We start from the raw sequence: 21,334 nt of genomic DNA, 5'->3' as shown, positions 1-21,334 counted from the left end.
TTTCAATCCCCTGCTCTACCGACTGAGCTATCCGGGCAACGGGGCGCATTAAACCTGATTCGCTGCACCTCGTCAACGAAATTTATCTGTTTCGCAGCAGACTGAACAATCTATCACCACATTGCGTCAAAAGCACGCATCTTCAGGCGAAAAACGCCGTCCAGGCTACCGAAATCGGCATCGCCAGCACCAGGGCCGGCAGCATATTCACCACGGCGAACATTTTAATTCCGCAGATGCGCAAACCGGTGGCAACCAGCAGCATCCCGCCGACAGCGCTGAAATCCGCCATCATCATCGGCGTGGTTAACGGCATAATCAACGATGCGCAGGCCGCCAGCGCCAGCTGGATAGCCAGCATCGGCACGCAAATGGCCGAGACCGCCAGCCCCAGGGTGCAGGCGAAAATGGTGGCGGTAAAGAAGTCGAGAAACGCTTTGGCAATGAGAATGCTGGTGTCACCGGTCATTCCTTCGCGCATCGCGCCGAAAATCCCGGTTCCGCTGGCGCAGAACAGGACGATAATCGCGACGTAGCTTTGAATATACGACTCATGCGCCGAACTCTTTATCTGGCCCTTTTTTGGCGAAAGCAGCTGCTGAAGCTTACTCACCAGCGTATTAATGCCTTTCTCCATATTACATACTTCGCCGAACAGCGCGCCCACCAGCGTTGAAAGCACCATCACCGGCAGGTTGGCGCATTTGATCACCAGTAGAATACCGATGCCCAGCGACGCCAGCCCAAAAATAGAGGTCATTGATGTACGAATCCGTTCCGGCAATCTTTGACTTAAGAGTGCGCCAAGTACGCCGCCCAAAAGGACCGCACCGGCGTTAATAAATGGCCCTGTAACCAAAGTATGACTCCTGTTAATTATCCCTAACGACTGCATTATTATGGCGCGAAGCTGGCCAAAAGGCTTGCGCATCCGTGGGGTCGCTGCATACGTAATTCATCTTGCACGGTACATTTAAAGGTGACATGATTGCGCGAATTTTCTCCTCCCCTGAATGAGGCCGCCGGGATGACGACATCGCCACTACATCACCAGTGCCGCTGCGTACAGATGCGCAGGCTGCCTCGTCTTGCTAACCTTACTCTGCAACTTCTGCCCGTCATGCGGTGAGCGTAACGCAGGCTCACTGCAGGACAACAGTAAGATCGGACGCGGTCTGCTTTTACTGATGTCTGGCGGTCGGAGCTGGGATCCAGCCAGACCCTGACAGTTCGTTGGCCAGAGCAGAGATGCCCTGGCCTAAGCCTTTTACTCTCCGGAAACGGGTATTCGCGCTCATGAAATCAATGCACATTGCCGCCAGCCGCGAGCTGGTATCCCACCTGTCCACCCACCGTCGCGTGGTGGCCCTGGACAGTACTGATTTTACCGATGTGGCGGCAGTCGTCATTACCGTGGCGGACAGCCGCAGCGGCATCCTTGCGTTGCTGAAACGCACGGGCTTTAACCTGCCGGTCTATCTGTTCAGCGAAGCTGAGCACGAAAAACCAGAAGGCGTGACGGCCATCGTTAGCGGCAAAGAGCAGGAGTGGCTCGAACTGGAAGCCGCCGCCTGCGACTATGAAGAGAACCTGCTGCCGCCGTTCTTCGATACGCTGACTCAGTACGTAGAGATGGATAACAGCACCTTCGCGTGCCCCGGCCATCAGCACGGCGCCTTCTTTAAGAAGCATCCAGCGGGGAGGCAGTTCTTCGACTTCTTTGGTGAGAACGTCTTTCGCGCCGACATGTGCAACGCCGACGTTAAGCTTGGCGATCTGTTGATTCATGAAGGGTCTGCGAAACACGCGCAGAAGTTCGCGGCGAAGGTCTTCAACGCCGATAAAACCTATTTTGTCCTTAACGGTACCTCGGCGGCGAACAAAGTGGTGACTAACGCGCTGCTGACCCGCGGCGATCTGGTGCTGTTTGATCGCAATAACCATAAATCCAATCATCATGGGGCGCTGATTCAGGCAGGCGCGACGCCGGTCTATCTTGAAGCATCGCGCAACCCGTTCGGTTTTATCGGCGGGATTGACGATCGCTGCTTCGATGAAAAATACCTGCGCGATCTGATTCGCGAGACGGCGCCGGAAAAAGCCGATACGCCGCGCCCGTTCCGCCTTGCGGTGATCCAGCTCGGAACCTATGACGGGACGGTATATAACGCCCGCCAGGTGGTCGATAAAATCGGCAGCCTGTGCGATTACATCCTGTTTGACTCGGCCTGGGTCGGCTACGAGCAGTTTATTCCGATGATGGCCGACTGTTCGCCGCTGCTGCTGGACCTGACGCCGAATGACCCGGGCATTTTTGTTACTCAGTCGGTGCATAAACAGCAGGCCGGTTTTTCGCAAACTTCGCAGATCCATAAAAAGGATAACCATCTGCGAGGGCAGGCGCGTTTTTGCCCGCATAAGCGGTTGAATAACGCCTTTATGCTGCATGCCTCGACCAGCCCGTTTTATCCGCTGTTCGCGGCTCTTGACGTGAATGCCAAAATCCATGAAGGGGAGAGCGGGCGCCGCCTGTGGGCCGAATGCGTGGCGCTGGGTATTGACGCGCGCAAAGCGATTATCGCTAACTGCAAAATGATCCAGCCGTTTATTCCGCCAATGGTCGCGGGACGCCCGTGGCAGGATCACCCCACCGAAACCATCGCCCGCGAGCGGCGCTTCTTTAGCTTTGAACCGGGCGCGCGCTGGCACGGCTTTGAGGGCTATGCCAGCGAACAGTACTTCGTTGACCCCTGTAAGCTGCTGCTGACGACGCCAGGAATCGATGCGCAGAGCGGGGAATATACTGATTTTGGCATCCCGGCGACCATTCTGGCCCACTATCTGCGCGAAAACGGCATTGTGCCGGAGAAGTGCGATCTGAACTCTATTCTGTTTCTGCTGACCCCCGCCGAAAGCGCGGAGAAGCTGGCGCAGCTGGTGGCGATGCTTGCCCAGTTTGAGCAGCATATCGAATCGGATACGCCGCTGGCCGAGGTTCTGCCGAGCATCGTTAACAAATACCCGGTGCGCTATCGGGACTACACCATCCGCGAGCTGTGTCAGGAGATGCACAACCTGTACGTTAGCTTTGAGGTGAAGGATCTGCAAAAAGAGATGTTCCGCAAGCAGAGCTTCCCGCGGGCGGTCATGAACCCGCAGGACGCCAACCGCGAGTTTATTCGCGGTAACGTCGAACTGGTGCGCTTAAGCGAAGCGGAAGGGCGCATTGCGGCGGAGGGCGCGCTACCGTATCCACCGGGCGTGCTGTGCGTCGTGCCTGGCGAAATCTGGGGCGGGGCGGTGCTGCGCTATTTTCTGGCGCTGGAGGAGGGCGTCAATATGCTGCCGGGCTTCTCGCCGGAGCTCCAGGGGGTCTATAGCGAAACGGACTCTGACGGCATTAAGCGTCTGTATGGCTATGTGCTGAAAGCATAAAAAAGCGCCCCGTTGACATCACCGGGGCGCTTTTTTTTATTCGTACATCTCGGGTGAAGCCGTTTATTTAATGTACGACGGTCTGCGCACCGGCTGGTACGCGAACGTGCTTGTATTTAAACAGCGCGACGAAAGCAAACGCCAGAACCAGCGAATAGCCGGCGAAAATCAGCCATACGGTTTGCCAGTCGGTAATCCCTTCGACGGTAAAGTGCTCCACCACTTTGCCGCTCACCATCCCGCCAAGTATGCAGCCGAAACCGTTGGTCATCATCAGGAACATTCCCTGGGCGCTGGCGCGGATTTCCGGGCGAACCTCTTTTTCCACAAACACCGACCCCGAGATATTGAAGAAGTCGAAGGCGCAGCCATAAACGATCATCGACAGCACCAGCAGCACGGTGCCGAACGGAGTCGGGTCGCCGTAAGCGAACAGGCCGAAGCGCAGCATCCACGCCACGATACTAATCAGCATCACGTTCTTGATGCCGTAGCGGCTGAGGAAGAACGGGATGGTCAGAATGAACAGGGTTTCCGAGATCTGCGAAATCGACATCATCACCGAGGCGTGCTGCACGATAAAGCTGCTGGCGAACAGCGGATCTTTATCAAAGCTGTGCAGGAAGGTGTTGCCGAACATATTGGTGATTTGCAGTTCGGCGCCCAGCATCATCGAGAAAATAAAGAAGATCGCCATACGTTTGTTTTTAAACAGCGCGAAGGCATCAAGGCCCAGCATGGCGGTCCAGCTCTGGTTTTTCTGCTGATTGGCTACCGGAATATGCGGCAGCGTCAGAGTGAAGAGCACCAGCAGCAAGGAGAGCGCCGCGCCGATATAGAGCTGCATATGGCTCAGCTCAAAGCCGGAGAAGCTGACGCCCCACATGGCGAGGATAAAACCGATGGTACCCCAGATGCGAATCGGCGGGAAATCGGTCACGATATCCATGTTCGCAGACTGCAGACGGTAGTAGGAAATGGTGTTAATCAGCCCCAGCGTCGGCATATAGGCCAGCGAGTTAAGCAGGATGACGAGGAACATCTCGCCCGGCGTAGTGACCTGGGCGGCGAGCCACAGCGTCAGCGCGCCGACCAGATGGCAAATGGCGTAAACCCATTTGGCGCTGATCCATTTATCGGCAACGATACCAAGCAGCGTCGGCATAAATACCGCAGCGATACCGAGCGAGCTATAAACCGCTCCGATGGCCGCACCGTCAAACTTCAGGGTAACGAACATATATGAGCCGAGCGTGGTCAGCCAGCTTCCCCAGAGGCAGAACTGCAGGAACGACAGTATTTTGAGCTGCAGCTTAAGATTCATGTTTTGATCCTCACGGATATAGAATTGTTTTGTGTTTTAAATAACATTTGTGGCGTTATTTTGGTTGGATTCTATCATTCATGGGGTGGATACTTTTGTTAACTGCCGCAGAAAATCGCAAAACAGTTGCGCAACTCTATTGTGTATAGCAGAAGGAAGGCGCCCTTGAGGAAACAAGGGCGTTGGCAGAGGATTACTTGCGGCGGTAGCCTTTTTGCGCGGTGTTTACCTTGTAGAGATAACGGCGCGATTCGGCGGATGGGTGACGGCTGGTGATGGTCTGATAAACGTCGCCCGGCGTCATATTATTGATGATATTCGCGGCCTGAATCTTATCGCTGGAGAAGACCCGCAGCACGCTGCCCGCGCCGCCGTTATAGGCGGTAATCACCGCATAGCGACGCGAGGTGGGGTTAGCAATACCGGCCAGATAGACGTTGTTCAGCATGGCCAGATAGGCGGTCCCGGTATCGATATTATTGGCCGGATCGAACAGATAGCTGCGGCTCGGCAGGCCGGATTTCCCCTGCGAGCGGAACACATCCTTCCCGGCACTGTGCTGCACCACCTGCATCAGCCCCAGCGCGTCGGCATGGCTGACTGCATAGGGGTTAAAGGACGATTCGGTTTGCATAATCGCCAGGATCAGCGACTCATCAACGCCATATTTGCGCGACGCCTGACGGACCATGCCAATGTATTTATGCGCACGTTTGTCGAGATGGTTCGGCACCAGGTTGATGGTGATGCTGTAGATCATGCGCGGACCGTTGCTGCGGCTTTTCAGACGCGTTTGCAGCAGGTAGTCCGCAAAGCGTGAGGCGCGCCACTCCCAGCGAATCGACTCACCGGTGTTATCCACGACCTGACCATACAGGAACGGTTCTTTTGAGATCTGAATGTCATCGACGTCGGAATAGAGGTCGATGGAGTTAGGGTCGTCGCCCATCAGCAGGGTTTTAATAATCGCCTGGCGCAGACGCCCGGCCGGGTCGGTGCCGGCGATGGTTTCGACGGTAATCGTCCCGGCGTCAAAGTTGATGTGGCTGCGGGTTTGATACTGGTCGGTGTATTTGACGTAGTCTTTCGGCCCGGCGAGCAGAACTTCGTTATAACCCCAAATGTTCTCGATGTTATGGGCGAACTGGCCCATCAGAATATCAAAGCCGTTGGTGTCCTTCACCCACGCCTCGTTATACTCGGCGCCTTTTTTGGTTGAGCTGGAACACGAAACGAGCAAAGGCGCAATCAGCGCTAGCGCTAAGTATTTTTTCATCATTCCGGGAGTGCGTGTTGTGTTTGTTGTGGTAAAGGGCCATCAGGCCCTTACTGTTTTTCTGGCGGCGTATAGCCTTCGATGTGTACGTCTTTACCTTCAAACAGGAACTGAACCATCTCCTGCTCCAGCAGTTTGCGATGCTCGGGGTTCATCATGCTGAGTTTTTTCTCGTTGATCAGCATCGTCTGTTTGTGCTGCCACTGGGCCCAGGCTTCTTTAGAGATTTCGTTATAGATACGTTTGCCCAGTTCGCCCGGATACAGCTGAAAATCCTGGCCATCGGCTTCACGCTGCAGGAAAGTACAAAAAATCGTTCTGCTCATTCTTAATCCTCTTTAATCGCCAGAAAGCTAAACCGGTGCTCCGGCTTTTAACTGTTGCAACAAGCGCTCCACGGGGGCCGCCAGACCGACGGACGGCGGCTGCGCTAAGTTATACCAGAGTGCGCCCCCTTCATCCATGCATGCGCCGGATGAGTGCACTGTAAGCCACATCGGCACAATATCCAGATGGAAATGGCTGAAAGTGTGGCGAAACGCGGTTAATTGCGTCAGATTATCGGCCTTAATCTGGCGCTGCGCCAGCCACTGCCGCAGCGCATCTTCATCTTCAAACTGCGGGAAGCAGAACAATCCGCCCCATAAACCCACCGGCGGGCGCTGGCAGAGAAATACCTCATCGCCGTGCTGCATCAGCAGGAAATAGCCGGTACGTTCCGGGATCGTCTGTTTCGGTTTTTTGCCTGGATATTGAGCCCATGAATGACTGGCGTAGGCCACGCAGCCGTTATTCAGCGGACAGAGCTCGCATTTGGGCTTAGAGCGGGTACACACCATCGCCCCGAGGTCCATCATGGCCTGGTTAAAACGCTCAACCCCTTTTGCTGGCGTCACGTCCTCACTAATATCCCACAGGCGTTTCTCAACCTCTTTTTTCCCCGGCCAACCGCTGACAGCATAGCAGCGCGCGAGCACGCGCTTCACGTTGCCGTCGAGAATCGGATAATGCTGACCGAGAGAAAGGGATAAAATCGCCCCGGCGGTGGAACGACCCACGCCCGGCAGCGCGGCGACTTCATCAAAAGTTTGCGGGAAGTTTCCGCCGTGCAGGGTGGCCACCTGCTGCGCCGCTTTATGCAGATTGCGCGCGCGGGCGTAATAGCCCAGCCCGGTCCACAGATGGAGGACTTCATCGAGTGGCGCATTGGCCAGATCGGTAATTGTTGGGAAACGCGCCATAAAGCGCTCAAAATAGGGGATGACCGTCGCCACCTGCGTTTGTTGCAACATCACCTCGGAGAGCCATACTTTGTAGGGCGTCTTGCCGATTTGCCAGGGCAGGGTTTTACGTCCGTATTTGTCGTACCAGTCCAGTACCTGGGCTGAAAATTGCGCGGCGAGAAAAGTCAAAGCTACGGCTCCGGGATAGCGATTATAAGGTGGCAGATTGCAGCACAAGGGCGAGAGGCTGTAAACCCTTGCATCCGCCGGGTAACTTTGGATAATGCCCGTTTTCCGAACACTCTCACAAGCAGACTTAACTTTTATGAAAAACGACGTCATATCTCCGGAATTCGATGAAAACGGCCGTCCGCTGCGCCGTATTCGCAGCTTCGTCCGTCGTCAGGGCCGCCTGACTAAAGGTCAGCAGCACGCGCTGGATACCATTTGGCCGGTGATGGGCGTTGAATTTAACGATGCGCCGCTCGATTTTGCCGCGCTGTTTGGCCGTGAAGCGCCCATCACGCTGGAGATTGGTTTTGGTATGGGCGCTTCGCTGGTGGCGATGGCGAAAGAGAAGCCGCAGCAGAATTTCCTCGGCATTGAAGTGCACTCTCCTGGCGTCGGCGCCTGTCTGGCGTCTGCTGAAGAAGAGGGCGTGCAAAATCTGCGCGTTATGTGCCACGATGCGGTAGAAGTGCTGCACGCGATGATCCCCGATAACTCCCTGAGCATGGTGCAGCTTTTTTTCCCTGACCCGTGGCACAAAGCGCGTCATAATAAGCGCCGGATCGTTCAGCCGCCTTTTGCCGAACTGGTGAAAAGTAAACTGAAGCTGGGCGGCGTTTTCCATATGGCGACCGACTGGGAGCCCTATGCCGAGCATATGCTGGAAGTGATGTCCTCGCTTGAAGGATATCGCAACCGGTCAGAAAGCAACGACTATGTGCCGCGCCCGGAATCGCGCCCGGTAACCAAATTTGAACAGCGTGGCCATCGTCTTGGCCACGGCGTATGGGACTTAATGTTCGAGAGGGTGAAATAATGGCAACGAATCGTAGCCGTCGTCTGCGTAAAAAAATGCATATCGACGAATTTCAGGAAGTGGGTTTTTCCGTCGCGTGGCGTTTCGCGGAAGGAACCAGCGAAGAGCAGATCGACCAGACCGTTAACGATCTGATTGATGAGGTGATTGAGCCTAATAAGCTGGCCTTTGACGGCAGCGGCTATCTCTCCTGGGAAGGCCTGATCTGCCTGCAGGAAATCGGTAAATGCACCGAGGAGCACCAGGCCATTGTGCGTAAATGGCTGGAAGACCGCGGGCTGGCCGATGTACGCACCAGCGAACTTTTTGATATCTGGTGGGACTAAGTTTGACAAGGGTCGGCAACTGCCGGCCCGTTTTGTCTGAAGGGAGTTAAATGATGCGCAAAACGCTGTTAGCTGTGGCGCTTTCCGTCACCGCTTTGTCCGCGCATGCGGACTACCAGTGTAGCGTCACGCCGCGTGACGATGTCATCCTCAGCCCGCAGCAGGTGCAGGTGAAAGGCGAAAATGGCGATCTGGTGATTAAGCCGGACGGCAGCCTGAGCTTTAACGGGAAAGCGTATTCTCTGAACGCCGCTCAGCGCGAACAGGCTCAGGACTATCAGGCCAGCCTGCGCAGCAGCCTGCCGTGGATTGATGAAGGCGCACGCTCGCGGGTAGAAAAAGGCCGCGCCGCGCTGGATAAAATTATTACCGAACAGGTAGGGGCCAGCAGCAGCATGCATAGCCGCCTGACCAAGCTTGATGCGCAGCTGAAAGCGCAAATGAGCCGCATAATTGAACATCGTAACGATGGCCTGACGTTCCACTATAAAGCTATCGATCAGGTGCGCGCCGACGGCCAGCAGCTGGTAAACCAGGCGATGGGCGGCATCCTGCAGGACAGCATCAACGAGATGGGCGCGAAGGCGGTTCTCAAAGGCGGCGGTAACCCGCTGCAGGGGATCCTCGGCAGCCTTGGCGGCCTGCAAACCGCCATTCAGGATGAATGGAAAAATCAGGAAGCCGATTTCCAGCAGTTTGGTAAGGATGTCTGCAGCCGCGTGGTTTCCCTTGAGGATAGCCGCAAAGCGCTGGTGGGGTCGTTAAAGTAAGCTTTATTCCGCTACCTGCGTCCGCAGGTAGCAAAATCAGATTTCATTTATCCTGCCTGCGGTGGCGAACTCCTTATGATGCCTGCTGTATTCATAAAAGGAATTTGCTGATGAAATATGCATGGAAAACACTCACCGTCCTGATGATCGCTTCCCCTTGTCACGTGCTGGCGGATGCCAACACGCCAACAGACGACGTGGTAAAACAGCAGTTTGCTGAACAGACTGGCGGGATTATGCGCTTGCAAAACGTGACGCTGAAGCAGCTCGACGCCAGGGGAAATCAGGCGACCTATATGCTGGAAGGCGATATGGCCGCCGCGGAAGATCTCTATATTCGCGTCGGCGTCGCGGGAGATTACTTTTTTTATGAGCGAGTCTGGACCAGGGGGCGGCCGGTAAAGTTCTCCGCCATGATGACCGCGGTAGGGACCAAAGACTCCGGCTGGCAGACCGAATTCTTTTCGCTGCAGATGGCGGCGAAGAGGGGCGGGAGAACCTTTAAGGAAATCGGAGGGGATGAAAGTAAAACCCTGATTGTCAATGACCACAAATTTATGGCGCAATTTGCCAAAATTGACGCCAGCTTTGCCGCCAGCAAAGCCACGATGAAGACGCTGCAAGGGCAACAGGATGCGCTGAAAACCGAGATCGCCGCGTTAGAGGAGCGGATTAACCGTTCATGGGGTACGGATGCGAACGGCAAGCCGCTCGATCGCAGCGACGTGCAGCAGGCGATGCTGGAAAAAATGTATGAAGTAGACCGGCAAAACGATCCGCTGAAGTTCGAGAATCATTACTACAAAACTCTCTATGAACCCGCACTGGCCGCCTGTCAGAAAAAAGCGGTTTGCGATGCTGCGCCGCTGCGCGCCGAGCGCGATGCCGTGCTGAATGAGCAGAAGCGTAACTATTATCGCCAGCATAAAGAGATGAGTGAAAATATCAAAGCGGAGATGGCCGCGCGCGATAAAAAGATAGCGCCGCTGCAGAAGCAAAAAGGCGAACTGAACGCGCAGCTGATGGCGCTGGAGATCCGCTACCGGGAGTTGGCTCGCGACGAAAAATACTGGCAGGAGGGGCTGGAGAAGATGCGCCGCAACGGGGTTCTAAAGTAGCCGGGTCAGGTTCGAAATGGCCCGGCTGCGCCTGGCGCGTATGAGCTTGTCGGATGACAGAATATTTTGCTATTGAAGCTTTTGTCGGCCGGGCACGGCGCTAGCCGCCGCCCGGCAGAAGCGTTAGCTCAAGGTCTAACGCCCATTCTTCCTCAGGAATGCGTCCCCTCCTTTCCAGGGCAATAACGCTACATCAGCCCTAGCAGCTGCGGAATAAACAGCGAAATCTGCGGGATATAGACAATCATCATCAGCGCGATCAGCAGGGCGGCGTAGAACGGCAGCAGCGGTTTGATCAACTGCTGAATTTTGACGCCAGAAATAGAACAGCCAACGAACAGCGCGCTGCCAACCGGTGGGGTGAGCAGCCCGATACACAGATTGGCGACCATCATAATACCGAAGTGCACCGGATCCATCCCCAGGTCCTGCGCGATTGGCAGGAATATCGGCGTGAAAATCAGCACCGCTGGGGTCATATCCATAAAGATCCCGACGATTAACAGCACGATATTTATCAGCAGCAGAATCACCACCGGGTTTTCAGAAACGCCCATTAGCGCGTCGCTTATCATGTAGGGAATGTCGGCGTTGGTCATCGCCCACGACATGCCCACGGAAAAGCCAATCAGCAGCAGCACAATAGAGGTCATGACTACCGATTCCAGAATCAGCTTCGGCAGATCGCGCCACTTCACTTCCCGATATATCAGTACCGACAGGATAAAGGTGTAGACCACGGCGATGGCAGAGGCTTCCGTCGCGGTAAAAATGCCGCCAAGGATCCCGCCCATCACAATGATGACCAGCAGCAGGCTGGGCAGAGCATCGAAAAACGCTTTTGCCGCCTGGGCGCAGGTCGGACGCTCGGAAACCGGATAGCCGCGACGTTTAGCAATGACGGCACAGACCACCATAATAGCCAGGCCCATCAGGATGCCCGGCAAATAGCCGGCCATAAACAGCGAGGCCACCGAGACGCCGCCTGCGGTCAGGGAAAAGACGATCAGTACGTTTGACGGCGGAATAAGCAGACCCGTGATGCAGGATGAGACGTTCACCGCCGTAGAGAAGGCCGGATCGTAGCCTTTCTGCGTCTGTATGGGGTTGAGCGTGCCGCCGACCGCGGCGGCGGCGGCGACCGCTGAGCCTGAAATCGAGCCGAACATCATATTGGCCAGCACGTTGACGTGGCCCAGAGAGCCCGGCACGCGTCCGACCATCACCTGGGCCAGATTGATTAAACGTATGGCAATCCCGCCGCTGTTCATCAGGGTTCCGGCAAAGATAAAGAATGGAATCGCCAGCAGCGCGAAGTTATCGAGGCCGTTTGCCAGGCGCTGAGAAACGGTAATCACTGCGATATCCCAGGGGAACATCAGCAGCATCGAACCGACGGTAGCGATGCCAATGGAGAAGGAGATAGGTACGCCAATAAAAACCAGAATAAAGAAAGAGCCAAATAGCATCAGTGCGATATAGCTGTCCATCAATTTGCCCCCGCTGCAGAGTGCTTCATGTTTTTCAGTCCGGTGCTGATAAAACACAACGCGTAGAACATCATAATGATCCCGGTTAGCGGCAGGATCAGATACACGTAGCCCATGGGGATTTGCATCGCCGCTGAGACTTGGGACGTCGATAGCGTTTTCTCAATCAGCTTCACGCCGCCGGTCACAATTACTGAACCAGCAAAAATAAAGATCAGCAGATTAATAATGACGCAGAGAAGCGCCTGCCTGCGAGGAGGGAGCGTCATCGCCAGTAAATCGATAGCCAGATGACGCTGGGCGCCGACGGTATATGCCGCACCCAGCAGCCCGACCCAAATCATTAAAAAGCGCGCCAGTTCGTCGGTCAGGGTGCTTGGCTGGTTTAGCACGTAGCGGCTAAATACCTGCCAGACGACGCAGACCACCAGCGCAATCATAACGGCGACGGAGAATGCGGCGATCGTGCGGTCCACCGCCAGCTTTATGCGGTTAAGTATCATCTTTGAGTTCCCGGTGAAAGGGGCCAGCGGCTGGCCCGCTAAGTGTTATTCAGCAGCAGCTTCAAATTTGGCCAGCAGAGCCGCCTGTTTCGGATCTTTTTTGAAGTCATCAAAGAGCGGTTGAACGGCGGCGCGGAATGGTGCTTTATCAACTTTGATAATTTCGCCGCCCATGGCTTTGGCCTGCGCGCGGGTGTCGGCGTCAATTTTGTCCCACAGTTTTTGCTGATAGGCCTCTGAGGCTTTCGCCGCCTCGTTCAGGATTTGCTGCTGCTCCGGCGTCAGCTTGTCCCAGGTTTTGCTGGAGATAACGAGGAAATCCGGGATGGAGGCATGTTCATCTTCTGAGAAAACCTTAGCGATTTCGATATGGCGCGTTTGCACCCAGGAAGGTACGTTATTTTCCGCGCCGTCCACTACGCCCTGCTGCATCGCGGTATAGACTTCACCAAACGAAATTGGCGTTGGCGAACCGCCCATTAATTCGATCATTTTCAACGTTGTCGGACTGGCCTGGACGCGGATTTTCAGCCCTTTTAAATCTTCCGGTTTAGTAATGGGTTTTTTAGCATAAAAACTTCGGGTCCCGGCAACATAAGCGGAAAGGGCAAAGAATCCTTTATCTTTCGTGGACTCCATTATTTCTTTACCCACTTCACCGAAGACGACTTTATTGAAGTGATTCTGATCCTTGAACAGGAACGGTAAATTATATATCGCGTAGACGTTATCAAATGACTCCAGGTCGCTGGCGGAACCTTTCGTCATATCCAGTGCGCCGTTTTGTAATAACTCCATCGTTTCACGCGCGCTGCCCATCTGGCTACTGGGGTAAATACGGATTTTCATATTGCCGTTGGAAAGTTGGTTAACCTCTTTCGCCATCTGCTCAAACGCCTGATGAACAACGTGGCTGCGTTCAAGGTTATGTGCCAGTTTTAACGTAACTTTTTCAGCTGCGCTGGCGCCCGCTGAGAGCAGGGCAAGCAAAGAAACACATACCAGAGAACGAGAAAACGAGAGTTTTTTCATGAGTCGGCTCCATGCACTTAGGTTAATTGGTCAATATCTAAAGAGTCATTCTTTGTTTCTGTATGACATATTATCCTGGTTGTCGTACACCTTTAAGCTGTCTGACTCACACTTTTTTCCAATGAGACGATGAAATGCGTATTTTTGTGCGTTAGGTTATATTTATTTTCTATAAATGAATGTGAATTAATTTTTATTAAGAATGCTGAACTGAGATTCTTCGGGAATTACGATATTAATATTTCGGGAAAAACGAATAATTAATTATCCCGCTATTTATATAACGGGATAATCAGGGAGAGGTTTATTCGCTGAGGAATAATTCGAGAAGGGAGTTCAAAAATAGCTTGCCGTGCTCGGTAATCTGCCAGCAGCCTTCATCTTCCGTCAGGTAGCCCTGGGCAATAGCGGCATCGATTTGCGGGCGGATCGTCCGCTCGTCGAGGCCGGTAAAGCGGCTGAATTCATCCCGTGGCGCCGCTTCGAGCAGGCGGAAACGGTTCATAAAGAACTCAAACGGTTTATCTGCGTTCTCAACATCATGCTGGCGCTCCAGGTAACGGCCTTCCATATAGCCGCGCGGGTGGCGGGTTTTCGCCGTCCGCAGAATGCGTCCGTCCGCAAACGTCACTTTACCGTGCGCGCCGCAGCCAATGCCCAGGTAGTCGCCAAAGCGCCAGTAGTTCAGATTATGCTGGCACTGATATCCCGGTTTTGCATAGGCGGAAGTTTCATATTGCCGGTAGCCCGCGGCGCTAAGCAGGCTATGCCCCTGCTCATAAATATCCCACAGCGCATCGTCGTCAGGCAGGACCGGTGGTCGCGAACCAAACAGGGTATTTGGTTCAATGGTCAACTGATACCAGGAGAGATGCGGCGGATTGAGCGCAATCGCCTGGCGCAGGTCGTCCAGCGCCTCTTCCAGAGACTGGTCCGGCAGACCATGCATTAAATCGAGGTTAAAGCTGCGCAGTCCCAGACCGCTTGCCAGGTTTGCCGCGCGTTTGGCTTCCTGTGGCCCATGAATGCGCCCCAGACGCTGCAGCTTTTGCTCGCTAAAGCTCTGTACGCCGATGGAGATGCGATTAATGCCGGCGCGCTGATACTCCACGAAGCGATCCGCTTCCACGGTGCCGGGGTTGGCTTCCATCGTGATTTCGGCTCCGGCCGCCAGCGGAAGAGCCGCGCGTACGCCATCGAGTAGGGTTTGCATCGCCGGGCCGGAGAGCAGGCTCGGCGTACCGCCGCCAATAAAAATCGTCCCGATTTCACGTCCCTGCGCATAGTGGGCGTCGGCGCGCAGATCGTTCAGCAGATGCTGGACATAGTCATCATGCGGCACTTCGCCCTTCAACGCATGCGAGTTGAAATCGCAATACGGGCATTTCTGCACGCACCACGGGATGTGAATGTAGAGGCTCAGGGGCGGCAAATTAGCCATTACGTAAGGCTTCCAGTAACAGTTTCAGCGCTCGTCCGCGGTGGGAAATGGCGCTCTTCTCTTCACGGCTCAGCTCCGCTGCGGTTTTACCTTCCGTCGGAACAAAGAAAATCGGATCGTAACCAAAGCCGCCGCTGCCGGCGGCCTGGCGAGCGATGATGCCTGGCCAACTGCCGTGGCACACCAGCGGCGTGGGATCTTCCGCATGGCGCAGATAGACCAGCACGCAGTGGAACTGCGCCTGGCGCTTATCGTCCGGCACGTCGCGTAGCGCGTCGAGCAGTTTTTCCAGATTGCGCTGGTCGGTCGCATCTTCACCGGAATAGCGGGCAGAATAGATGCCAGGCGCGCCGCCTAACGCATCGACGGCCAGACCTGAGTCATCGGCGATAGCCGGAAGGCCGGTAATCTGCGCGGCGTGGCGCGCTTTAAGAATGGCGTTTTCGATAAACGTGAGGCCGGTTTCCTCTGCGGAATCCACGCCCAGTTCGGTTTGCGCCACGATATCGAGGCCAAAATCTGCCAGCAGCGAGGCCAGCTCGCGCACTTTACCGGGATTGCCGGTGGCGAGAACAACTTTTTGCATAAGAGATCCTGTCTATTCTGTCAGCGCAGCGACCCCGTCGGGGATCTGCTGCGGATGAATGATTTTTATCTGTTTGTGGCGACCCAGTTCGCCCTTCTCAATAAGCACCTGGCTTTTTGCTACGCGAAACTGTTTGGCAAGAAATTTTACCAGATGGGCGTTGGCCTGGCCGTCAACGGGTGGCGCGGTAATGGCGACTTTGAGTTCGTCGCCATGTAAACCAACGATGCTGTCGCGGCTGGCCTTAGGCTGAATATACAGCCTTAAGACCAGACCGTCAGCGCAGGCCTGGACAGCACTCATAGCGCCATCCACAGCCCCGGAAGCAGAACGTTACCGGTAGCCTGCAACAGTTCGGCGATACCCATATTGATCACGTACAGCAGCAGAACCAGCACCATCGGCGAGAAATCAATTCCGCCCATTGAGGGCAGCAGCCTGCGGATAGGGCGCAGCAGCGGGTCTGCCAGCTGCATCAGAACATATTCCACCGGGCTACGGCCCTGGCTTACCCAGCTCATGATCGCCATTAACAGAAGAACCCAGAAGATCAGCGAGCCGACGGTTTTGATAAGGATCAGCAGCGCGGAGATCCAGATAATCGGCTGGAAGGTGACGACCATAAACAGGACGATAGCTTTCACGACGCAGAGAATAAAGGCGACCAGGAGGGAGGCGCTGTCGAGCGGCCCCATCGCCGGGATAATGCGGCGCAGCGGCCCAACGACAGGCTGCGTAGCCTTGACCACGAACTGCGAAAACGGGTTATAAAAGTCGCAGCGCGCCCACTGCATCCAGACGCGTAACAACACGACCATTGTATAAAGCTCAATGACCGTTGAGAGCAGGAAAGTCAACGTCTTCATGGCGTTCCTCAGATTCCTTATTTTTTGCTGTAGTCGCGCGCGCCGAAAATTGCGGTTCCGATGCGCACCATAGTGCTTCCCGCCGCGATGGCGGCTTCCATATCATCCGACATTCCCAGCGACAACGTATCGACGGTAGGGTAGTGCGTTTTTAGCCGCGCAAATGCTACCGCCATTTGTTGGGCGACGGCAAACTGCCTTACATATTCTGACTCAGGCGCGGGGATGGCCATTAAACCGCGCAGCTGCAGATTCGGCAATTTAGCGATCTCTGCCGCCAGCGCGTCCAGCTCTGCAGGCGGAATACCCGACTTGCTCTGCTCATCGCTAATGTTGATTTGAATCAGCACGTTGAGCGGCGGCATGTCGGCAGGGCGCTGTTCACTGAGGCGAGCGGCGATTTTGAGTCGATCGACGGTATGACACCAGTCAAAATGTTCGGCCACGAGGCGGCTTTTGTTGGACTGCAGCGGACCAATAAAGTGCCACTGCAGCCCGCTTGCCCCGGTCTCCTGAAAGTAGCGGATTTTCTCCACCCCTTCCTGAACATAGTTTTCGCCAAACGCGACCTGGCCTGCGGCCATCGCTTCTTCGATAGCGCTCGCAGGTTTCGTTTTACTGACTGCAAGCAGCGTAACTTCTTCTGGAGCACGGCCGCAGCGTGCGGCAGCGGCTGAGATTTTGTCCCGGACCTGTGCCAGGTTATGCGCAATATCGTTCATATACCGAGGATGAGTTATGGAACTGGAAGAAATAGTGGCCCTTAGTGTAAAGCATAACGTCTCCGATCTACACCTGTGCAATGCTTCAGCACCGCGCTGGCGTCGCCAGGGAAAGCTGGAGCCTGCGCCTTTTATCTCCCCTGATATCAGCAAAATACTCCATGACTGGCTCAACGCCGAGCAGCTCGCGCAGTGGCAGGCCAGCGGGCAGGTCGATTTCGCTTTAGCGCCGGCTGGCGGGCCACGCCTTCGCGCCAGCGCATTTGCCCACAGCCGCGGTCTGTCGCTGGCGCTGCGTCTGCTGGCGGAAACCTGTCCGCAGCTGGAGGCGCTCGGTGTACCAGCCGCCTTAAGCGATCTGCTCAATGAGGAGAGCGGGCTTATCCTCGTCACGGGCGCCACCGGCAGCGGGAAATCAACTACCCTGGCGGCGATGGTGGGCTATCTTAATCAGCGCCTCAATGGTCATATCCTGACGCTGGAAGATCCGGTCGAATTTATTCACCACAGCGAGCGTTGCCTGATCCAGCAGCGGGAAATCGGCCGCCACTGCCCCTCCTTTGCCGCGGCGTTACGCGCTGCGCTGCGTCAGGATCCGGACGTCATTCTGTTAGGGGAACTGCGCGATAGCGAAACTATCCGCCTGGCACTTACGGCGGCGGAGACCGGACATCTGGTTATGGCGACGCTGCATACGCGCGGCGCCGCGCAGGCGGTTGAAAGGCTGGTGGATGTTTTTCCCGCCCAGGAGAAAGAGCAGGTTCGCAGCCAGCTGGCGGGAAGTTTGTGCGCGGTACTGGCACAAAAATTGTTTCCGGATGCTGCAGGCGGCAGAGTTGCGCTATACGAGCTTTTAGTTAATACCCCAGCAGTGGCGAATTTGATCCGGGAGGGAAAAACGCATCAGCTGCCCGGCGTGATGCAAACCGGGCAGCAATCTGGCATGCAAACATTTACGCAAAGCTTTCAGCAACGTACGGCAGCGGGTCTTTTATAGCTGCATTTTTTATATTCAGACATCTTACCAATGGCTTGTTATGATAATGTTTTATTAATGTTCGGTATTATTATTTTATATTACAAAGAACCATATGGAATTAAGCCGAATAATGTAGGCTATGAAAAACGAATTGACATAAACCTCCCATAACCAGGAAAAAAGTTTGATAATCTTTTGACTCTCTCAAGGTATTCGATTTATGCTGTTTACAGGGATAGGAAAATTCCCATGGAATATTGTTTCAAAGTGTAAATTTGGTTTTTATTTATAAATACACCGGCGATGGTATTCTTGTTAATTCATTTAACCGCTATGAAGGCGGGTATCAACTAAGGAGAGTTTTAAGTGATTAATTTTTCTGAGGATTTAGTTCTTTCTCATCAGGTTACCTTTATTACTCACCCCTCAATTCAAAGCAAGGCATTTGCAACCTGGCTGGCTGACAGGTTATCTGCTACAGTGATCCTGCAAAATATTAACAAACCCCTCGCGCAACGACTTGTGAAAGATTCTGTAATATTATTTGATATTGCGGTTTCAAATAAAAAGTTGAATAGCGTGTGGCGTGATATTATTCGCCTGCAGGTAGATAACCCCCGTTTATTGATTATCAACAGCGCACAAAAGTATGAGCTCTACGAAATGGCACAGTGGCCAGCGCTTTATGGCGTTTTCCGTCACGACGATGATGAATTGCGCTTAATTGAGGGCGTTAAAGCTGTGCTTAACGGCGAACAGACGGCTGAATTGAGCGTAATGCACCCGGCTATGTACGCAGCGGATCATCAATCGGTGCCTGTGGAAAGTTCGCCGCTGACCGAGCGCGAATGTGAAATCCTTAATGAACTTCGCTGCGGGGCGACCAATATGGATATTGCTCGCGCGCTGTTTATCAGCGAAAACACGGTGCGTACCCATCTGTACAACGTGTTCCGTAAGCTAAGCGTGAAGAACCGAACCCAGGCGGTCAGCTGGGCGAATGAGCATCTGCGTCACTAAAAACTGAATCAGGATGATGGCGCCTGTCGCTGCGATGTGGCGCCAGCATTCAGGATCAGAAGCCCTGCTCGAAGTAGCTTTCCAGAATAATGACAGCGGACGCTGAATCAATGCTGCCTTTATTGAGCGCACGGAATCCACCGTGTTCAAATAACCCGGCTCTGGCTTCCACCGTGCTCAGACGCTCATCGTGCAGGATTATCTGCACGCCGAAACGGCCATGGATTTTATTCGCGAAGTTGCGCGCGCGCGCGGTCAGAGGTTGCTCCGTACCGTCCATATTCAGCGGCAGGCCGACAACCACCTTTTCGGGCTGCCACTCTTTGAGCAGCTTCTCGATAATATTCCAGTCAGGTTTGCCGTCCTGCGCCTTCAATGCGGGCAGGGGGCGGGCAGTGCCGGTGATGCGCTGCCCTACGGCGACGCCGATGCTTTTGGTGCCAAAATCAAAGCCTAAAAACGTTCCGCTCATCAGGCATGCCCCGCTGCGGCCGGCATGGTGACGATATCGATGCCGATCAGCTTCGCAGCCTCGCGCCAGCGGTCGGCTATTGGCGTATTGAACAAAATGTTCCGATCCGCCGGCGCGGTGAGCCAAGCGTTATCCAGTATCTCTTGCTCCAGCTGACCTTTCTCCCAGGAGGCATAGCCCAGCGCAACCAGCACGTTGTCCGGCTGTTTATCCGTGCCCAGCGTTTCGAGCACGTCGCGGGAGGTGGTGATCACCGTATTATCGGAAATACGAATGCTGGAAGAAAAGTCAGAGGGCGGCGAGTGCAGTATAAAACCCCGGTCCTCGGCCAGCGGGCCGCCAACCATCACCGGTTTATCCAGGCGGATCTCGGGATTGCGCGGCTCAGGCGTGATTTTTAACTTCTCCAGGATCCCTTCAACCTGCAGATTTTCCATCGGCTTATTGATGATGATGCCCATGGCGCCGTCATCGTTATACTCGCAGATATAGACTACGGAGCGACGGAACATCGGGTCCTGGAGAGCAGGCATGGCAATCAGAAAGTGATGCTGTAAATTCATTGTCAGAGGTTCTGTTCCTGGTTCAAAAAAGCAGCACCCAGTATGCGGGTAAAGCAAGAGAGTGTCGATTCACTTTATCTTGCAGGCGTCACGGCCGTTGCCTGTCTGAGCCTGAAAGTGAATCTCTGAAGCGAGCTTCAGGCTACAGGCGTTGGCCCATAGCCTGAATGAGCGCGTTATTTATTGAGGCGCTTTTCGATGGCGTCCATCAGCATCCCGGTGATGGAAATCGGGAAGGCGGCTTCGATTTCACGTACGCAGGTTGGGCTGGTGACGTTAATTTCCGTCAGGCGATCGCCGATGATATCCAGGCCGACGAAGATTAAGCCTTTGGCCTTCAGCGTCGGGCCTACGCGGCGGGCGATAGCCCAGTCGCTTTCGGTCAGGGGGCGCGCTTCGCCACGGCCGCCGGCGGCGAGGTTGCCGCGAGTTTCGCCACCCTGCGGAATACGGGCCAGGCAGTAAGGAACCGGCTCGCCGTCCACGACCAGCACGCGCTTATCGCCGTCTTTAATGGCCGGCAGATAGTTCTGCGCCATGCAGTAGCGGCTGCCCAGCTCGGTCAGGGTCTCGGTAATCACGCCGAGGTTAGGGTCACCCTCTTTCACGCGGAAAATGGAGGTACCGCCCATGCCGTCCAGCGGCTTGAGGATGACATCGCCGTGCTTTTCCCAGAAGGCTTTCAGCTGAGCTTTATTGCGGGTGACCAGCGTTTCCGGCGTCAGCTCGGAGAACCAGGCGGTAAACAGCTTTTCGTTACAGTCGCGCAGGCTCTGCGGCTTATTGACGATAAGCGTGCCTTTCTCTTCGGCGCGTTCGAGGATGTAGGTCGCATAGATAAACTCGGTATCAAACGGCGGATCTTTACGCATCAGAATGACGTCCAGGTCCGCCAGAGGCAGATCCTGCTCGCCGTTGAACTCGTACCATTTGTCGTAGTTCTGCTCGACGCTCAGCTTGCGCGTACGGGCGCGGGCTTCACCGTTGATTAAGTACAGATCGTTCATCTCCATATAGTGGAGTTCATAGCCGCGACGCTGCCCTTCCAGCAACATAGCGAAGCTGGTGTCTTTCTTGATGTTGATGGTTGCGATGGGGTCCATCACGATGCCGAGCTTAATCATTGTTCTTCTCCGTTAACGC

At 54.7% G+C, this 21,334-nt stretch carries 23 protein-coding genes; 7 read left to right on the top strand and 16 right to left on the bottom strand.

Going from position 1 to position 21,334, the window contains the following annotated elements:
* Positions 1 to 142: 142 nt before the first annotated feature.
* A complete protein-coding gene (locus tag ABLV11_RS18395) occupies positions 143 to 859 on the bottom strand; it encodes a DUF554 domain-containing protein (protein WP_126489555.1) in 717 nt (238 codons plus the stop codon).
* 437 nt (positions 860 to 1,296) lie between these two features.
* Between ABLV11_RS18395 and ABLV11_RS18390 the strand changes: the two genes are divergently transcribed.
* Complete coding sequence (locus ABLV11_RS18390) at positions 1,297 to 3,435, top strand: ornithine decarboxylase (RefSeq protein ID WP_115239194.1); 2,139 nt, start codon at positions 1,297 to 1,299, stop codon at positions 3,433 to 3,435.
* Between the two features lie 67 nt (positions 3,436 to 3,502).
* Here ABLV11_RS18390 and ABLV11_RS18385 read toward each other — a convergent pair whose 3' ends face one another.
* From ABLV11_RS18385 to mutY, 4 genes are all read right to left on the bottom strand, one after another.
* Entirely contained in the window at positions 3,503 to 4,759 is a 1,257-nt protein-coding gene (locus ABLV11_RS18385) for a nucleoside permease (RefSeq protein WP_016807921.1), read from the bottom strand.
* A gap of 193 nt (positions 4,760 to 4,952) precedes the next feature.
* Complete coding sequence (mltC, locus tag ABLV11_RS18380) at positions 4,953 to 6,038, bottom strand: membrane-bound lytic murein transglycosylase MltC (protein ID WP_004105745.1); 1,086 nt, start codon at positions 6,036 to 6,038, stop codon at positions 4,953 to 4,955.
* Positions 6,039 to 6,085: 47 nt separating this feature from the next.
* Entirely contained in the window at positions 6,086 to 6,361 is a 276-nt protein-coding gene (locus ABLV11_RS18375; RefSeq protein WP_004105744.1) for an oxidative damage protection protein, read from the bottom strand.
* A 27-nt stretch (positions 6,362 to 6,388) separates the two neighbouring features.
* Complete coding sequence (mutY, locus tag ABLV11_RS18370) at positions 6,389 to 7,447, bottom strand: A/G-specific adenine glycosylase (RefSeq protein WP_004105734.1); 1,059 nt, start codon at positions 7,445 to 7,447, stop codon at positions 6,389 to 6,391.
* Between the two features lie 136 nt (positions 7,448 to 7,583).
* On the opposite strand from mutY, the gene trmB reads away from it, so the two are divergent.
* The 4 genes from trmB (at position 7,584) to ABLV11_RS18350 (ending at position 10,517) form a co-directional block, all read left to right on the top strand.
* Positions 7,584 to 8,303 carry a tRNA (guanosine(46)-N7)-methyltransferase TrmB gene (gene trmB, locus ABLV11_RS18365; protein WP_004115399.1) on the top strand — a complete coding sequence of 240 codons (720 nt, stop codon included), beginning with the start codon at positions 7,584 to 7,586 and terminating at the stop codon, positions 8,301 to 8,303.
* On the top strand, positions 8,303 to 8,629 hold the full coding sequence (locus ABLV11_RS18360; protein WP_004105731.1) for a YggL family protein: 327 nt from the start codon (positions 8,303 to 8,305) through the stop codon (positions 8,627 to 8,629). The genes trmB and ABLV11_RS18360 overlap by 1 nt, the downstream gene beginning before the upstream one ends.
* 50 nt (positions 8,630 to 8,679) lie before the next feature.
* Complete coding sequence (locus ABLV11_RS18355) at positions 8,680 to 9,399, top strand: DUF2884 domain-containing protein (RefSeq protein WP_017145429.1); 720 nt, start codon at positions 8,680 to 8,682, stop codon at positions 9,397 to 9,399.
* A gap of 110 nt (positions 9,400 to 9,509) precedes the next feature.
* Positions 9,510 to 10,517 carry a DUF1202 family protein gene (locus ABLV11_RS18350; RefSeq protein WP_016807918.1) on the top strand — a complete coding sequence of 336 codons (1,008 nt, stop codon included), beginning with the start codon at positions 9,510 to 9,512 and terminating at the stop codon, positions 10,515 to 10,517.
* A gap of 188 nt (positions 10,518 to 10,705) precedes the next feature.
* Here the strand turns inward: ABLV11_RS18350 and ABLV11_RS18345 are convergent, their stop codons facing one another.
* The 8 genes from ABLV11_RS18345 to ABLV11_RS18310 all read right to left on the bottom strand — a co-directional run bounded on the left by ABLV11_RS18345 (position 10,706) and on the right by ABLV11_RS18310 (position 17,157).
* Positions 10,706 to 12,007 carry a TRAP transporter large permease subunit gene (locus tag ABLV11_RS18345; protein WP_004105725.1) on the bottom strand — a complete coding sequence of 434 codons (1,302 nt, stop codon included), beginning with the start codon at positions 12,005 to 12,007 and terminating at the stop codon, positions 10,706 to 10,708.
* A complete protein-coding gene (locus tag ABLV11_RS18340; protein ID WP_348855609.1) occupies positions 12,007 to 12,510 on the bottom strand; it encodes a TRAP transporter small permease in 504 nt (167 codons plus the stop codon). Before ABLV11_RS18340 ends, ABLV11_RS18345 begins: the two co-directional genes overlap by 1 nt.
* A 45-nt stretch (positions 12,511 to 12,555) precedes the next feature.
* Positions 12,556 to 13,542 carry a TRAP transporter substrate-binding protein gene (locus ABLV11_RS18335; RefSeq protein ID WP_004115390.1) on the bottom strand — a complete coding sequence of 329 codons (987 nt, stop codon included), beginning with the start codon at positions 13,540 to 13,542 and terminating at the stop codon, positions 12,556 to 12,558.
* A gap of 304 nt (positions 13,543 to 13,846) precedes the next feature.
* The gene (gene hemW, locus ABLV11_RS18330; protein WP_004105720.1) at positions 13,847 to 14,983 is read right to left on the bottom strand and encodes a radical SAM family heme chaperone HemW; all 1,137 of its coding nucleotides are present in this window, start codon (positions 14,981 to 14,983) and stop codon (positions 13,847 to 13,849) included.
* On the bottom strand, positions 14,976 to 15,569 hold the full coding sequence (locus ABLV11_RS18325; RefSeq protein WP_004105717.1) for an XTP/dITP diphosphatase: 594 nt from the start codon (positions 15,567 to 15,569) through the stop codon (positions 14,976 to 14,978). The genes hemW and ABLV11_RS18325 overlap by 8 nt, the downstream gene beginning before the upstream one ends.
* Positions 15,570 to 15,581: 12 nt before the next feature.
* Positions 15,582 to 15,872, bottom strand: a complete 291-nt coding sequence (yggU, locus tag ABLV11_RS18320; RefSeq protein WP_004105716.1) for a DUF167 family protein YggU — start codon at positions 15,870 to 15,872, stop codon at positions 15,582 to 15,584.
* Complete coding sequence (locus tag ABLV11_RS18315; RefSeq protein ID WP_004105714.1) at positions 15,869 to 16,435, bottom strand: YggT family protein; 567 nt, start codon at positions 16,433 to 16,435, stop codon at positions 15,869 to 15,871. The genes yggU and ABLV11_RS18315 overlap by 4 nt, the downstream gene beginning before the upstream one ends.
* 17 nt (positions 16,436 to 16,452) lie before the next feature.
* On the bottom strand, positions 16,453 to 17,157 hold the full coding sequence (locus ABLV11_RS18310; RefSeq protein WP_016807917.1) for a YggS family pyridoxal phosphate-dependent enzyme: 705 nt from the start codon (positions 17,155 to 17,157) through the stop codon (positions 16,453 to 16,455).
* 16 nt (positions 17,158 to 17,173) lie between these two features.
* Here ABLV11_RS18310 and ABLV11_RS18305 point away from each other — a divergent pair, with 16 nt between their 5' ends.
* Together ABLV11_RS18305 and ABLV11_RS18300 are read left to right on the top strand one after the other, a co-directional pair.
* The gene (locus ABLV11_RS18305) at positions 17,174 to 18,154 is read left to right on the top strand and encodes a type IV pilus twitching motility protein PilT (protein ID WP_224250548.1); all 981 of its coding nucleotides are present in this window, start codon (positions 17,174 to 17,176) and stop codon (positions 18,152 to 18,154) included.
* A 348-nt stretch (positions 18,155 to 18,502) separates the two neighbouring features.
* Positions 18,503 to 19,156 carry a LuxR C-terminal-related transcriptional regulator gene (locus tag ABLV11_RS18300; protein ID WP_126489554.1) on the top strand — a complete coding sequence of 218 codons (654 nt, stop codon included), beginning with the start codon at positions 18,503 to 18,505 and terminating at the stop codon, positions 19,154 to 19,156.
* A 55-nt stretch (positions 19,157 to 19,211) separates the two neighbouring features.
* On the opposite strand, the gene ruvX is transcribed toward ABLV11_RS18300, so the two are convergent.
* The 3 genes from ruvX to gshB form a co-directional block, all read right to left on the bottom strand.
* Positions 19,212 to 19,628 (bottom strand): Holliday junction resolvase RuvX, encoded by a 417-nt coding sequence (ruvX, locus tag ABLV11_RS18295; RefSeq protein WP_004105707.1) that lies wholly within the window; start codon positions 19,626 to 19,628, stop codon positions 19,212 to 19,214.
* Complete coding sequence (locus ABLV11_RS18290; protein WP_004105705.1) at positions 19,628 to 20,191, bottom strand: YqgE/AlgH family protein; 564 nt, start codon at positions 20,189 to 20,191, stop codon at positions 19,628 to 19,630. The genes ruvX and ABLV11_RS18290 overlap by 1 nt, the downstream gene beginning before the upstream one ends.
* Positions 20,192 to 20,367: 176 nt before the next feature.
* Complete coding sequence (gene gshB, locus ABLV11_RS18285) at positions 20,368 to 21,315, bottom strand: glutathione synthase (protein ID WP_004105704.1); 948 nt, start codon at positions 21,313 to 21,315, stop codon at positions 20,368 to 20,370.
* Positions 21,316 to 21,334 lie beyond the last annotated feature (19 nt).

This window comes from Klebsiella sp. GW_Kp181 (genome assembly GCF_040062315.1).
GTDB lineage: Bacteria > Pseudomonadota > Gammaproteobacteria > Enterobacterales > Enterobacteriaceae > Klebsiella > Klebsiella oxytoca.
This window is presented reverse-complemented; position numbering and strand designations above follow the sequence as displayed.